Origin of the sequence: Weissella paramesenteroides, assembly GCF_051903945.1 — a bacterium.
In the GTDB taxonomy this organism is placed as follows: Bacteria; Bacillota; Bacilli; order Lactobacillales; family Lactobacillaceae; genus Weissella; species Weissella paramesenteroides_A.
Genome location: NZ_CP192268.1, coordinates 140,376 through 154,516 on the forward strand (window position 1 = coordinate 140,376; position 14,141 = coordinate 154,516).

Annotated in this window: 6 protein-coding genes, 4 tRNA genes and 3 rRNA genes; all 13 read left to right on the top strand. The window is 41.9% G+C overall.

From position 1 onward, the window contains the following. The first annotated feature begins 87 nt into the window (after positions 1 to 87). The 13 genes from hslO to ACQ4QH_RS00735 all read left to right on the top strand — a co-directional run bounded on the left by hslO (position 88) and on the right by ACQ4QH_RS00735 (position 14,129). The gene (gene hslO / locus ACQ4QH_RS00675) at positions 88 to 981 is read left to right on the top strand and encodes an Hsp33 family molecular chaperone HslO (protein WP_439818908.1); all 894 of its coding nucleotides are present in this window, start codon (positions 88 to 90) and stop codon (positions 979 to 981) included. A 107-nt stretch (positions 982 to 1,088) separates the two neighbouring features. Beyond that, positions 1,089 to 2,573, top strand: a complete 1,485-nt coding sequence (gene lysS / locus ACQ4QH_RS00680) for a lysine--tRNA ligase (RefSeq protein WP_439818909.1) — start codon at positions 1,089 to 1,091, stop codon at positions 2,571 to 2,573. A 110-nt stretch (positions 2,574 to 2,683) separates the two neighbouring features. Continuing rightward, positions 2,684 to 3,169 (top strand): transposase, encoded by a 486-nt coding sequence (locus tag ACQ4QH_RS00685; RefSeq protein ID WP_096740512.1) that lies wholly within the window; start codon positions 2,684 to 2,686, stop codon positions 3,167 to 3,169. 8 nt (positions 3,170 to 3,177) lie between these two features. Then, a complete protein-coding gene (locus ACQ4QH_RS00690) occupies positions 3,178 to 4,038 on the top strand; it encodes an IS3 family transposase (RefSeq protein ID WP_002829237.1) in 861 nt (286 codons plus the stop codon). A gap of 514 nt (positions 4,039 to 4,552) precedes the next feature. Beyond that, positions 4,553 to 6,127, top strand: a 16S ribosomal RNA gene (locus tag ACQ4QH_RS00695). 89 nt (positions 6,128 to 6,216) lie between these two features. Continuing rightward, positions 6,217 to 6,290 (top strand) — tRNA-Ile (locus tag ACQ4QH_RS00700). A 6-nt stretch (positions 6,291 to 6,296) separates the two neighbouring features. Continuing rightward, positions 6,297 to 6,369, top strand: a tRNA-Ala gene (locus ACQ4QH_RS00705). 201 nt (positions 6,370 to 6,570) lie between these two features. Continuing rightward, positions 6,571 to 9,486, top strand: a 23S ribosomal RNA gene (locus ACQ4QH_RS00710). Positions 9,487 to 9,563: 77 nt separating this feature from the next. Continuing rightward, positions 9,564 to 9,680: ribosomal RNA gene (rrf, locus tag ACQ4QH_RS00715) — 5S ribosomal RNA — on the top strand. Together the 16S, 23S and 5S rRNA genes with 4 tRNA genes alongside form the textbook arrangement of a ribosomal RNA operon. Positions 9,681 to 9,685: 5 nt before the next feature. Next, positions 9,686 to 9,758, top strand: a tRNA-Asn gene (locus tag ACQ4QH_RS00720). Between the two features lie 5 nt (positions 9,759 to 9,763). Then, a tRNA-Thr gene (locus tag ACQ4QH_RS00725) sits at positions 9,764 to 9,836 on the top strand. A 790-nt stretch (positions 9,837 to 10,626) separates the two neighbouring features. Next, complete coding sequence (locus ACQ4QH_RS00730; RefSeq protein ID WP_439818910.1) at positions 10,627 to 11,982, top strand: Ppx/GppA phosphatase family protein; 1,356 nt, start codon at positions 10,627 to 10,629, stop codon at positions 11,980 to 11,982. Continuing rightward, on the top strand, positions 11,982 to 14,129 hold the full coding sequence (locus ACQ4QH_RS00735; RefSeq protein WP_439818911.1) for an RNA degradosome polyphosphate kinase: 2,148 nt from the start codon (positions 11,982 to 11,984) through the stop codon (positions 14,127 to 14,129). The genes ACQ4QH_RS00730 and ACQ4QH_RS00735 overlap by 1 nt, the downstream gene beginning before the upstream one ends. Positions 14,130 to 14,141 lie beyond the last annotated feature (12 nt).

Genomic DNA, 14,141 nt, shown 5'->3' on the forward strand with positions numbered 1-14,141 from the left:
GAGCTAAGGAATACATTCCTGGGCTCTTTTTTTATGTACTCTGTGGTACACTTGATAACGGAAAAACAATCAGAAAAGGACATCAATATGGCAGATAAATTAATACGTGCGATAACGGATGATGGTAAGTTTCGTGCGATTGCAATTGAAGCAACTGATATGATGAAAACAGTTGCCACATTTCATGACGCTTCACAACTGGGAATTACGATTTTAGGACGTGCATTGCTTGGTTCATTGATGGTGTCAAATGCGATCCTTAAGGGCGATGAACGCTTAGCTATCAGTATTGATGGTCAAGGACCAGCTGGAAAAGTTGTTATCGAGGCATCAGCTCAGGGTGAGGTTCGTGGCTATGTGACTAATCCAAAAGTGACTCTACCTTTGACGCCTAAGGGGCAACCTGACGTAGCGAATGCTGTTGGTACAGATGGATTTTTATCAGTGACAAAAGATTTTGGAGCAAATGAGCCGTTTACAGGGCAAGTGGCCTTAGTGACTGGTGAAATTGGGGATGACTTAACTTATTATATGGCTAAATCAGAGCAAATCCCTTCGGCCATAGCGGTATCTGTCTTGGTTGATCCTAATGGCACTGTTGTCGCAGCCGGAGGATTTATGGTTTCGACATTACCTGACGCAACTGATGAAGATATTGCAGCATTAGAAGATAAATTAGCTAATTTCCCAGCTATCTCCACACAATTGCTTGAAGGATTTACACCGAGTGATTTACTCAATAATTTGTTTGGTGAAGAACAAGTGAAAGTGTTGTCAACGACTGAGGTAAATCTATACCCAGAAATTGCGAAGCATGACTATGCTCGAATGTTAGCAACATTACCACTAACAGAATTACAAGAAATATTAACTGAAGACCATGGTGTTGAAATTATTGATCGATTTACTGGTAAAATTATTAATTTCGACGAAAACGAATTGCAGGCAATTATTGCTAGTAAGGATGCAAATGGTTTGTAAAATTAGTTCTGAGACTTGCAAAATAGACAGAAGATTGGCAAACTTATAATTATGTATGGTGGCAGCACCAAAGAATCAATAAAGAAAAATGAGGCAGGAATAGGAATATGGCTGACCAACAAGTGTCGTTAAATGACCAAATGATCAAACGCCGTGAAAAAATGACCGAATTGCGTGATGCAGGTATCGATCCATTTGGTCACCGTTTTGATCGGACACATATGGCATCTGAACTACATGTATTATATGATGATGTTTCAGGTGAAGTTTTAGAAGCACAGGCGAATGAAGTCGCAATTGCTGGGCGCATGATGACAAAGCGTCGTTCAGGTAAAATCAGTTTTGCCGATATCAAGGATCGTTCAGGACGTATCCAAGTATTTGTACAAAAACCAGTAGTTGGTGAAGAAACTTATGAATGGTTTAAAAAATCAGATTTGGGTGACTGGTTAGGCTTCAAAGGAACTATCATGAAGACCCGTGCTGGAGAATTGTCATTAAATGTGACTGCAATTACGCACCTTTCAAAAGCTTTGCGTCCTTTGCCAGATAAGTTCCATGGTTTGACCGATGTTGAAACAAAGTATCGTCAGCGTTATTTGGATTTGATTGCGAATGATGACTCATTTGATCGTTTCCAAAAGCGTTCAAAAATTATTTCTGCTATTCGTGCATACATGGATGGTGATGGCTTTACAGAAGTGGAAACACCTATGCTTCAAAATGCTGCTGGTGGGGCTGCTGCGCGACCATTTATTACACACCACAATGCTTTGAATATCGATTTGTACATGCGTATTGCGCTTGAACTACATTTAAAGCGTTTAATTGTTGGTGGTATGGAACGTGTTTATGAAATTGGTCGTGTCTTCCGTAACGAAGGTATGGATCCAAAGCACAACCCTGAATTTACAGTTATGGAATCTTATGCTGCCTTCTGGGACCTTGGCGATGTCATGACTGAAACTGAAAATATCTTTAAGGCTGCTGCAAAGGTTGTTGCCGATGACATGATCATTGCTTATCAGGAACACACGATTGATTTAGCTAAGCCATTTGCACGTAAGCACATGGTGGACTTGATCAAGGAAAAGACTGGTGTTGATTTTTGGCAAGATTACACTGTTGAAGAGGCTCGTGCGATTGCTGATGAAAAGGGTGTTAAGTATGAACAATACTGGGGTGTTGGTCACATTATCAATGAATTCTTTGAAGACTTTGTTGAAGATACGTTAATTGAACCAACTTTTGTTTATGGACATCCAGTAGAAGTGTCGCCATTGGCTAAGAAGAGTGATGATGATAAGCGTTTTGCACAACGTTTTGAGTTGTTTATCTCAGGTGGTGAATACGCTAATGCCTTTACTGAGTTAAATGATCCGATTGATCAACGTGAGCGTTTTGAGGCACAAGCAGCAGAACGAGCAGCCGGAAATGATGAAGCCGAAGGTATCGACGAAGACTTTATTGAGTCTTTGGAGTATGGTATGCCGCCTACTGGTGGTTTAGGTATTGGAATCGATCGTTTAGTAATGCTACTAACAAATGCTGATACGATTCGTGACGTCTTGTTATTCCCAACAATGCGTTAAGATATCAACACGAAAAAAATATTGCATCTATAAAAAGCTGAAACAGATAGAAAATTCTGTTTGAACTGAACCCCATGAGTTGGAGTAAATCTAACTCATGGGGTTTTCTTATGTTCTCGAAAGAAATTCAAATTGAAGCAGTATCGATGTATCTCAAAGGTGTTCCGCCCGTTGAAATACGGAGAAAATTCGGAATCAAAGCTCATTCGACTCTTGAAATCTGGGTGAAATCAATCAAACAGGATGGTATTTATGGAATCAAAGATTCCCACAGAAACAAGACAAGTTATCCGTATTCCTTTAAAATCAAGGTAATTAATTGGCGACTGAATCACAACGCGTCGTATCCCATAACGGCTAGAAAGTTTAGGATAACAAGTCCATCTTTAATTTGGCATTGGGAACGTGCGCTAGAGTCTGGTCGGCTAAAACCTGATAAACGAAGGCGGAAACGAACTATGAATAAGCAAGAACACGACAAGATCAAGAAGCTCGAAGAAGAGAATGAACTACTTCGAATTAAGGTAGCCTACTTGGAAAAACTCGAGGCCTTAGCTCAGGAAAAGAAGAAATTACAAACCAAGACAAAGCGGTAGTAATCACTGTGCTAAGGCAAGAGTTGAAGTGCAAGTTGAAGCTGCTTCTTCAAGTAGCCGAGATGTCTAGCAGTAGTTATCATGACGCGTGCAAGCGTGCGTACAAGGAGTATCCACGTGAGTTAATTGATGCGATTATATCAATTCGTGATGACAACCCGGACTACGGTTACCGTCGTGTCACACAAGAGCTTCGTAATCGTGGCTTCAACACCAACCATAAGGTTGTGCTGAAAATTATGAAGATGAACGGGCTTCTCTGTACTGCTTTCAACCGTCTGACACGGAAGTACAATTCTTACGCCGGCACTGTCGGACATATCTCACCGAATCGTGTAAACCGTCGGTTCACAACGGATCGACCATATCAGAAGGTTCTCACCGACGTCACTGAAGTCCGTTGGGGATCAGGCACGATGGCTGAACGTGCTTATTTCACCGCCTATATTGATGTTTATAGTGGTGAGATTCTCACTTGGAATATCGATCTTCATCCAACTGTCGAGTTCGTCACAAAGCCATTAGATGAGCTTCTACAAAATAGGCCAGAATTGAATTATCGAATGACAATTCACTCTGACCAAGGTTTCCAATATCAAAATTATGAGTATGTATCACGGCTAAAGACTAACCGTGTGTTCCAGAGCATGAGTCGCAAAGCGACATGCCTAGATAACGCAATGGCTGAGAGTATCTTCCACATCTTGAAGGTAGGAACGGTACATAACAACCATTATCAAAGTTATGACGAATTAAAGTCCGGCATAACTAACTATGTCTATTACTACAACAATAAGCGGATAAAAACAAAACTGGCCGGAAGAACTCCGGTTCAATACCGAAATCTTTCCGACCAGTTAGCCGCTTAAACGTCACTCCAATTTTTGGGGTTCAGTTCAGTTTCAGCTTTTTTATTGGTGTGTGGCTTATTTGATAAGCTAATGAAAATCATCTAGGTACTAAAATTAAATGTTATAAAATTCAAATTAAAGCTTGCATTCTCTCAATCATAGTCGTATTATATAAAAGTTGGGTTTTGGAAGTGATGAAAAAATCAATTCAAAAGGCATCAAAATTTATCTAAATTATAGTGTTGACATTCAAATGAACATACTGTAATATAGTTTAAGTTGTGAAACGCAAGTTTTGTAAAAGGTTTTTTATAAAACTTAGTTGTTGACAATCACTTAGATTGTTGATATACTAACTAAGTTGTGAAACACAACGTAGATCATTGAAAACTGAATATCGTTTCGATGAAACAAATGTGTAGGGTCATCAAGTATTTTACTTGATACAAAAACATTTGCGAAGTCAATTCGCTAGTAAATTCGTTTAACTTCTGTTAAACAACAAATAACAAATGAGTTATACTCAAGCTTTTAAAATGAGAGTTTGATCCTGGCTCAGGATGAACGCTGGCGGCGTGCCTAATACATGCAAGTCGAACGCTTTGTCTTTAACTGATATGAAGAGCTTGCTCTGATTTGATTTTATCTGACAAAGAGTGGCGAACGGGTGAGTAACACGTGGGTAACCTACCTCTTAGCAGGGGATAACATTTGGAAACAAGTGCTAATACCGTATAATACCAACAACCGCATGGTTGTTGGTTGAAAGATGGTTCTGCTATCACTAAGAGATGGACCCGCGGTGCATTAGCTAGTTGGTAAGGTAACGGCTTACCAAGGCAATGATGCATAGCCGAGTTGAGAGACTGATCGGCCACAATGGGACTGAGACACGGCCCATACTCCTACGGGAGGCAGCAGTAGGGAATCTTCCACAATGGGCGCAAGCCTGATGGAGCAACGCCGCGTGTGTGATGAAGGGTTTCGGCTCGTAAAACACTGTTATAAGAGAAGAACGGCACTGAGAGTAACTGTTCAGTGTGTGACGGTATCTTACCAGAAAGGAACGGCTAAATACGTGCCAGCAGCCGCGGTAATACGTATGTTCCAAGCGTTATCCGGATTTATTGGGCGTAAAGCGAGCGCAGACGGTTATTTAAGTCTGAAGTGAAAGCCCTCAGCTCAACTGAGGAATGGCTTTGGAAACTGGATGACTTGAGTGCAGTAGAGGAAAGTGGAACTCCATGTGTAGCGGTGAAATGCGTAGATATATGGAAGAACACCAGTGGCGAAGGCGGCTTTCTGGACTGTAACTGACGTTGAGGCTCGAAAGTGTGGGTAGCAAACAGGATTAGATACCCTGGTAGTCCACACCGTAAACGATGAGTGCTAGATGTTCGAGGGTTTCCGCCCTTGAGTGTCGCAGCTAACGCATTAAGCACTCCGCCTGGGGAGTACGACCGCAAGGTTGAAACTCAAAGGAATTGACGGGGACCCGCACAAGCGGTGGAGCATGTGGTTTAATTCGAAGCAACGCGAAGAACCTTACCAGGTCTTGACATCCCTTGCTAATCCTAGAAATAGGACGTTCCCTTCGGGGACAAGGTGACAGGTGGTGCATGGTTGTCGTCAGCTCGTGTCGTGAGATGTTGGGTTAAGTCCCGCAACGAGCGCAACCCTTATTATTAGTTGCCAGCATTCAGTTGGGCACTCTAGTGAGACTGCCGGTGACAAACCGGAGGAAGGTGGGGATGACGTCAAATCATCATGCCCCTTATGACCTGGGCTACACACGTGCTACAATGGCATATACAACGAGTCGCCAACCCGCGAGGGTGCGCTAATCTCTTAAAGTATGTCTCAGTTCGGATTGTAGGCTGCAACTCGCCTACATGAAGTCGGAATCGCTAGTAATCGCGGATCAGCACGCCGCGGTGAATACGTTCCCGGGTCTTGTACACACCGCCCGTCACACCATGAGAGTTTGTAACACCCAAAGCCGGTGGGGTAACCTTTTAGGAGCCAGCCGTCTAAGGTGGGGCAGATGATTAGGGTGAAGTCGTAACAAGGTAGCCGTAGGAGAACCTGCGGCTGGATCACCTCCTTTCTAAGGAAAATCGGAAGCCTACACATTCAACGAAACGATATTTAGTTTTGAGTGATTTACACTCAATGAAGACAGAGAGTCGAATCTCTGGGACTGTAGCTCAGCTGGTTAGAGCGCACCCCTGATAAGGGTGAGGTCGGAGGTTCGAGTCCTCTCAGTCCCATGATATGGGGAATTAGCTCAGCTGGGAGAGCACCTGCTTTGCAAGCAGGGGGTCATCGGTTCGAACCCGATATTCTCCATAACAACCATCTGGTTGTTAATTAGTTCTTTGAAAACTGAATCATAATTGTAAATTTTTAAATTCATTATAATTGATCAAATCAATTAAATTGAGCCGAAAAAATACACCGCGTAATTTTTTGAGTTTTTTAAATAAGTTTAAAATCGCTTGTGACCATTGAGTCACAATACTCAAACGAAATCATCAACGAAAGTTGATCGGTTAAGTTATTAAGGGCGCATGGTGAATGCCTTGGCACTAGGAGCCGATGAAGGACGGGACTAACACCGATATGCCTCGGGGAGCTGTAAGTAAGCTGTGATCCGGGGATTTCCGAATGGGGGAACCCAACTTGTGATGCAAGTTATCGTTTAATGAATACATAGTTAGACGAAGGTAGACGTTGTGAACTGAAACATCTCATTAGCAACAGGAGAAGAAAGAAAAATCGATTCCGTCAGTAGCGGCGAGCGAACACGGAGGAGCCCAAACCAGAGTGCTTGCACTCTGGGGTTGTAGGACTACCGTTGTGGAGTTACAAATTTGTTTATTAGCAGAATCAGCTGGGAAGCTGAGCGAAACAGGGTGATAGCCCCGTATGCGAAAGTAAGCAAACTCCCGTGTAGGATCCTGAGTACGGCCGGACACGTGAAATCCGGTCGGAAACTGCGAGGACCATCTCGTAAGGCTAAATACTCCCTAGTGACCGATAGTGAACCAGTACCGTGAGGGAAAGGTGAAAAGCACCCCGGAAGGGGAGTGAAAAAGTTCCTGAAACCATGTGCCTACAACAAGTTAGAGCCCGTTAATGGGTGATAGCGTGCCTTTTGTAGAATGAACCGGCGAGTTACGATACCATGCAAGGTTAAGGTGGAAAGACCGGAGCCGTAGCGAAAGCGAGTCTGAAATGGGCGTTTTAGTATGTTGTTGTAGACCCGAAACCAGGTGACCTACCCATGTCCAGGGTGAAGGTGCGGTAAAACGCACTGGAGGCCCGAACCCGTACATGTTGAAAAATGTTGGGATGAGGTGTGGGTAGCGGTGAAATTCCAATCGAACTTGGAGATAGCTGGTTCTCTCCGAAATAGCTTTAGGGCTAGCCTCGGAAGATAGCGTGTTGGAGGTAGAGCACTGTTTTGGTGCGGGGCCCATCTCGGGTTACTAAATTAAGATAAACTCCGAATGCCAATCACGTATGTCCGGGAGTCAGACAGTGAGTGATAAGATCCATTGTCGAAAGGGGAACAGCCCAGATCGTCAGTTAAGGTCCCTAAGTGTGTGTTAAGTGGAAAAGGATGTGAAGTTGCATAGACAACTAGGATGTTGGCTCAGAAGCAGCCACCATTTAAAGAGTGCGTAATAGCTCACTAGTCGAGTGATTCTGCGCCGAAAATGTACCGGGGCTAAACACACCACCGAAACTACGGGTGCCACATTAGTGGCGCGATAGGAGAGCGTTCTAAGGGCAATGAAGTCAGACCGTGAGGACTGGTGGAGCGCTTAGAAGTGAGAATGCCGGTATGAGTAGCGAAAGACAGGTGAGAATCCTGTCCACCGTATGACTAAGGTTTCCTGGGGAAGGCTCGTCCTCCCAGGGTTAGTCGGGACCTAAGGCGAGGCCGAAATGCGTAGTCGATGGCTAACAGGTTGAGATTCCTGTACCAGGTGAACATGTTTGAACGATGGAGGGACGCAGAAGGCTAACAGAACCCAGCGGCTGGAAATGCTGGGCCAAGCAACAAGTCTTAGTGTGAGTCAAATGCTTGCACTTATACGGACAAGTTGTGATGGGGACCGAAATAAAGTAGGGAAGTCTGTGATGTCACGCTGCCGAGAAAAGCTTCTAGTTAGTGTTTACCTGCCCGTACCGCAAACCGACACAGGTAGTCGAGGAGAGCATCCTAAGGTGAGCGAGTGAACTCTCGTTAAGGAACTCGGCAAAATGACCCCGTAACTTCGGGAGAAGGGGTGCTCAGCGCAAGCTGAGCCGCAGTGAATAGGCCCAGGCGACTGTTTATCAAAAACACAGGTTTCTGCAAAATCGTAAGATGACGTATAGGGGCTGACGCCTGCCCGGTGCTGGAAGGTTAAAAGGAGTGCTTAGCTTCGGCGAAGGTACGAATTGAAGCCCCAGTAAACGGCGGCCGTAACTATAACGGTCCTAAGGTAGCGAAATTCCTTGTCGGGTAAGTTCCGACCCGCACGAAAGGCGTAACGATCTGGGCGCTGTCTCAACGAGAGACTCGGTGAAATTTAAAGACCCGTGAAGATGCGGGTTACCCGCGACAGGACGGAAAGACCCCATGGAGCTTTACTGTAGCTTGATATTGAGTGTTTGTGCAGCTTGTACAGCATAGGTAGGAGCCGTAGAAATCGGGACGCTAGTTTCGATGGAGGCAAACGTGGGATACTACCCTCGTTGTATGAACACTCTAACTCACACCACTAAGCGTGGTGGAAGACAGTGTCTGGCAGGCAGTTTGACTGGGGCGGTCGCCTCCTAAAAGGTAACGGAGGCGCCCAAAGGTTCCCTCAGAATGGTTGGAAATCATTCGCAGAGTGTAAAGGCACAAGGGAGCTTGACTGTGAGACTTACCAGTCGAGCAGGTACGAAAGTAGGGCTTAGTGATCCGGTGGTTCCGCATGGAAGGGCCATCGCTCAACGGACAAAAGCTACCCTGGGGATAACAGGCTTATCTCCCCCAAGAGTCCACATCGACGGGGAGGTTTGGCACCTCGATGTCGGCTCATCGCATCCTGGGGCTGTAGTCGGTCCCAAGGGTTGGGCTGTTCGCCCATTAAAGCGGTACGCGAGCTGGGTTCAGAACGTCGTGAGACAGTTCGGTCCCTATCCGTCGCGGGCGTAGGAAATTTGAGAGGAGCTGCCCTTAGTACGAGAGGACCGGGGTGGACGTACCACTGGTGTATCAGTTGTTCCGCCAGGAGCATCGCTGAGTAGCTATGTACGGATGAGATAAACGCTGAAAGCATCTAAGTGTGAAACTCGCCTCGAGATGAGATTTCCCATTCAGAAATGAAGTAAGACCCCTCAGAGATGATGAGGTAGATAGGCTAGAAGTGGACGTGCGGTGACGCATGGAGCGGACTAGTACTAATGGTTCGAGGACTTAACCAAGTAGCAAGTGGTGTAAGGCAAGAAAAACGCAATTATGATTCAGTTTTGAGGGAACTAAGTTCACTCAATAAAAAACGTGTCGTGATGATGGCACTGAGGTCACACCTGTTCCCATACCGAACACAGTAGTTAAGCTCAGTAGCGCCAAAAGTAGTTGGAGGATCGCCTCCTGCGAGGATAGGACATCGCGATGCATCATTCCGAATTAGCTCAGTTGGTAGAGCACACGACTGTTAATCGTGCTGTCGTCGGTTCGAGCCCGACATTCGGAGTAATTGCCGACTTAGCTCAGTTGGTAGAGCAACGGTATCGTAAACCGTAGGTCGAGGGTTCGAATCCCCCAGTCGGCATGCGTGTAACTCCTATAAGCCTTGATAACAAGGTTTATAGGAGTTTTTTTGTATACAGAATATCGATTGATAAATATATAATTAAACACAATGCTTTCATTATGAATTTTCAATGTTAAAATTAAGGTAAGTAAGGAGGTGTTAAGGTAATAATTAAGTTGAATCGATGACGTGTTAAAGATAGGTACTACTAGGTCGAGTTTGTGAGCTCTTTTAAGAGAGGTGATACTTTTGAGTCTGTTATTAAATGTATTTATTATTAGCCTATGTATCATTATTGTGTCCCTTTTTATTGTTGCAATTGTTTTGAGTATCTCAACAACTATTCAAATTCTACGTGAATCAGGCTTTCATGGAAATTTACCTTATTAAGAATAATTAATTGATTATCTTGCCGTATCAACAAATACTACCAGAACCATTCTATGTGGAAAAATTATTTCAAGTAATTTAACCCCGAATCAACCAATGTTATTTGGTTGATTCGGGGTCTTTAAGTATCTAAGCCCATATTTTTCATGTCATTAATCCATTTTGGGAGATTAAATTTTAAAATCTATTGTATACTATCATATAAGAATTATAATTTGAAAAGAAAAATGTTGAATTGGGGAGATTTCATATGACTCAAAAATATTTTGGAGTAATGACAGTCAACGTTACTGGTGTAGAATTGTTGATTGTTAATTTAAAAACACATAAATCTCTTGAAAAAGTAACAAAATAAATTAATTTAGGTGATGATGTTTATCATCAACATCCAGTAAGATTTGAGTCAGTTAGTAAAATTGTGGAAGCATTAACGGGATTTATTCAGATCTTACATGATTATGGAGTGGAAAATTATCAATTATGGGGAAGTCAGGCCTTGTCACAGGCTATTAATGCTGACTTTATGGCAGATCAATTTTTCTTACACACCGGTATTGAAGTTCGCTGGTTATCAATGAGTGATGAAGTGTACTATCGTAATCAGAATGTTTCATTAGAACTTGAAAAAGATAATCATATTGTTTATCTCGTGGGTATTACTTCAGGAAATACTTCAGTTACACGTTATGATAGTGGCAAATTTGTGACATCTACTAATTTTGCGCTCGGTCCAATAAAAATTGCGGAAGATTTACAAAGTCTTCGTCAATCTGCCCCCAATTCCATTAGTGTTTTAAATGATTATATTGATAGCAAGTTAAAAGACTTCGATATAGGGAGTCTTGTAAATGTGATAACGAAAGAAGATTCCCAAATTATTTTGCTAGGAACATCACCTATAAAAAATGTGGTGACACATTATATCAAGGAAGAACTAGAACCAGCTTTTTCAATTTCAGTTTTTAATGATTTGGTTGATGATATTGTTGATGCGTCAGATCAATACCTGACGGATCAGCTACAGGTCAATGAAGAGGCAGTGCCACTTATCCTGCCAGAGTTATTATTAATTCGGCGAATTATTCAATTAACTAGTGCAAAGCAAATAAGCTTTTCAGATTCGGGAATTGTTGATGGCATTGTGAATGACGAGGAAGTTGCGTTAGGCTTTTCAAAACATGATTTTACAAAGCAAATGATTACGATGGCAACTAATCTTGCAAATCACTATGATGTTGAACCAGTCCATCGAGATCTTGTTACAAAATTTGCACTTCATTTATTTAATCAATTAAAACCGTTGCATACTTTGGGGAAGCGTGAACGAGTTTTGTTAGAAATTGCCTCCATTCTACATGATGTAGGAAATTATATTGGGGTTCATTCTCATTATTTACATTCTGAATATATTATTAAAAATTCAGATATTATTGGCTTGTCTAGTGAAGAATTGGAAATTATCGCTGCAATTGCAAAATATCATAGTGCGACAACACCAAGTGAAGATTTAAGCCATTTTAACCAAATTTCTGCAGAAAATAGACGTTTGATTTCAAAGTTGGCGGCAATTCTTAGGTTAGCAGATGCATTGGATGATGATCGACAGCAAAAAATCCAGAAAATTTCAGTATCAATTAAAAGTCAAAGCGTGGTTATTTCAGCATATAGTAATGCCAATTTGGCCTATGAGAATTGGATTTTTAACTCGAAAAGTCATTTTTTTCAAGAGACATATGGTCTAAAAGCGGTGCTAAAGCAAAGGGGGGTTAAGTAATGGCAAAAATAGATTATGAAGATCCACATTTTTATACAAACCGTGAATTAAGCTGGCTAGATTTTAACGATCGTGTGCTTGAGGAAGCGCGAAATAAGAATAATCCATTATTAGAACGACTAAAATTTTTAGGGATTACTCAGAGTAATATGGATGGATTTGTGATGGTTCGTGTGGCATCCTTAGCAAAGTTAATTGAAGTAAAGTGGGATGGACGTGATGCATCAGGCCTATCAGCAGAACAACAATTAAAAGCTGTTAACGATAAAGCTCATGAACAATTGATAAAGCAATACACCACATTGAATCGAATTTTATTACCAGCAATCAAGCAAGTGGGAATTAATTTATTAAAGGCTGATGATCTTGTTGATGAGCAATTTGAATTCATAAAGAGCTACTTTCATGATGAATTATATCCAGTATTGACTCCTATGGCAGACGATACGTCACGCCCTTTTCCGTTTATTGGTAATGATACAATCAACTTATCACTACGATTAAGTAAAAAGGGGAGTGATAAATCGCTGTATGCAACTTTGCAAGTGCCTAGTATTTTTCCGCGTGTTGTAAAGTTACCTGCGGCAGAAAATGATTTTATCTTACTAGAAGATATTATTAAGCGATTTGTTGATCAATTATTTGTTAATTACAAGATTCATGAAGTATCTACTTTCCGTGTTATTCGTGACATGGATTTAGATGTCGCTGAAGAAGATACGTCTGATCTATTGAAAGAAGTGCAGCAGCAATTAACTCTACGTGCACATGGAAAAGTGATTCGGCTAGAAGTTGAATCTGATATTAGTAAAAAACTCCGTAAACGATTAGTGCGTGAACTAGGTACAGACGAAGATTCTGTGTACGAAGTTAATGGCCCAGTTGATTTAAATTTCCTAGGAAAACTTTCTAGTGCAGTTACTGGTAAAGACGAATTGAGGTATGCACCATTTCAGGCTTATCAAGATGTTGCGCTTAATGCAGAACATAATATTTTTGAAGCAATAAAAGAACGCGATCGTTTAATGCAACATCCATATGATAAATTTGATTCGGTGGTGGAATTTATTCGCCAAGCATCGACTGATAAAAATGTTTTAGCAATTAAAATGACTTTATATCGTGTTTCAGGTAATTCACCAATTATCAAATACTTGGGACGTGCTGCTCAAAATGGTAAACAGGTCACTGTTTTGGTTGAAGTTAAAGCAAGATTTGATGAAGAAAATAATGTTCATTGGGCTCGTCAACTGGAGCGCATGGGTTGTCACGTCATTTATGGATTGGTTGGGTTAAAAACGCATTCTAAATTGTCTCTAGTGGTACGACGTGAAGAAAGTGGCATCCGACGGTACGTTCATTTAGGTACAGGGAATTATAATGATATCACGGCCCATTTCTATACGGATATTGGCTTACTGACGGCAAATAACAATATTGGGATTGATGTCACGAATATATTCAATATGTTATCTGGATATTCACGGCCACCTTATTTTCATAAGCTACACATTTCACCAAATGGTATCCGAGAGTTTATTCTGGATAAATTAGATCAAGCAATTAATTATGCAAAGTTTGGACGACCCGTCCATGTTCAGATGAAGATGAATTCTTTGTCTGATCAGGAAATGATTGCTAAAATGTATGAAGCCTCTCATGAGGGGGTGGCAATCGATTTGATTATTCGGGGCATTTGCTGTTTGAAACCGGGGATTAAAGGCATTAGTGAAACGATCAGAGTACATTCAATTGTTGGGCGTTTTTTGGAACATAGTCGGATTTATATTTTTGATTTTGAAGGTGAAAAACAAGTATATTTGTCATCAGCTGATTTGATGACGAGAAACTTAAATCGACGGGTTGAACAGTTGTTTCCTATTGAACAACCAGATTTAGCTCACCGTGTATTGTCGATTTATCGTACACTATGGAATGATAATGTGAAAACAAGGGTTCTTGGTGCAGATGGTATTTATAGTCGAGTTGATCGTCGTGGACGGGCCTCATTAGATGCACAGGATTATTTTGCAGTTCAGGCAACACAATGGGTACAGCAACAACAATCTGATTCACATAAGCAAAATCCAAATCAGTTTCAACCAATGTTCAGTCCGGAAAATCAGCACGATCCATTAAGTGAGTAGCGGTAGTAGGTA

Bases quoted from the DNA above. Each gene is read 5' to 3' on its own strand.
- hslO (WP_439818908.1), top strand. From the start codon at position 88: ATGGCAGATAAATTAATACGTGCGATAACGGATGATGGTAAGTTTCGT.
- lysS (WP_439818909.1), top strand. From the start codon at position 1,089: ATGGCTGACCAACAAGTGTCGTTAAATGACCAAATGATCAAACGCCGT.
- ACQ4QH_RS00685 (WP_096740512.1), top strand. From the start codon at position 2,684: ATGTTCTCGAAAGAAATTCAAATTGAAGCAGTATCGATGTATCTCAAA.
- ACQ4QH_RS00735 (WP_439818911.1), top strand. From the start codon at position 11,982: ATGGCAAAAATAGATTATGAAGATCCACATTTTTATACAAACCGTGAA.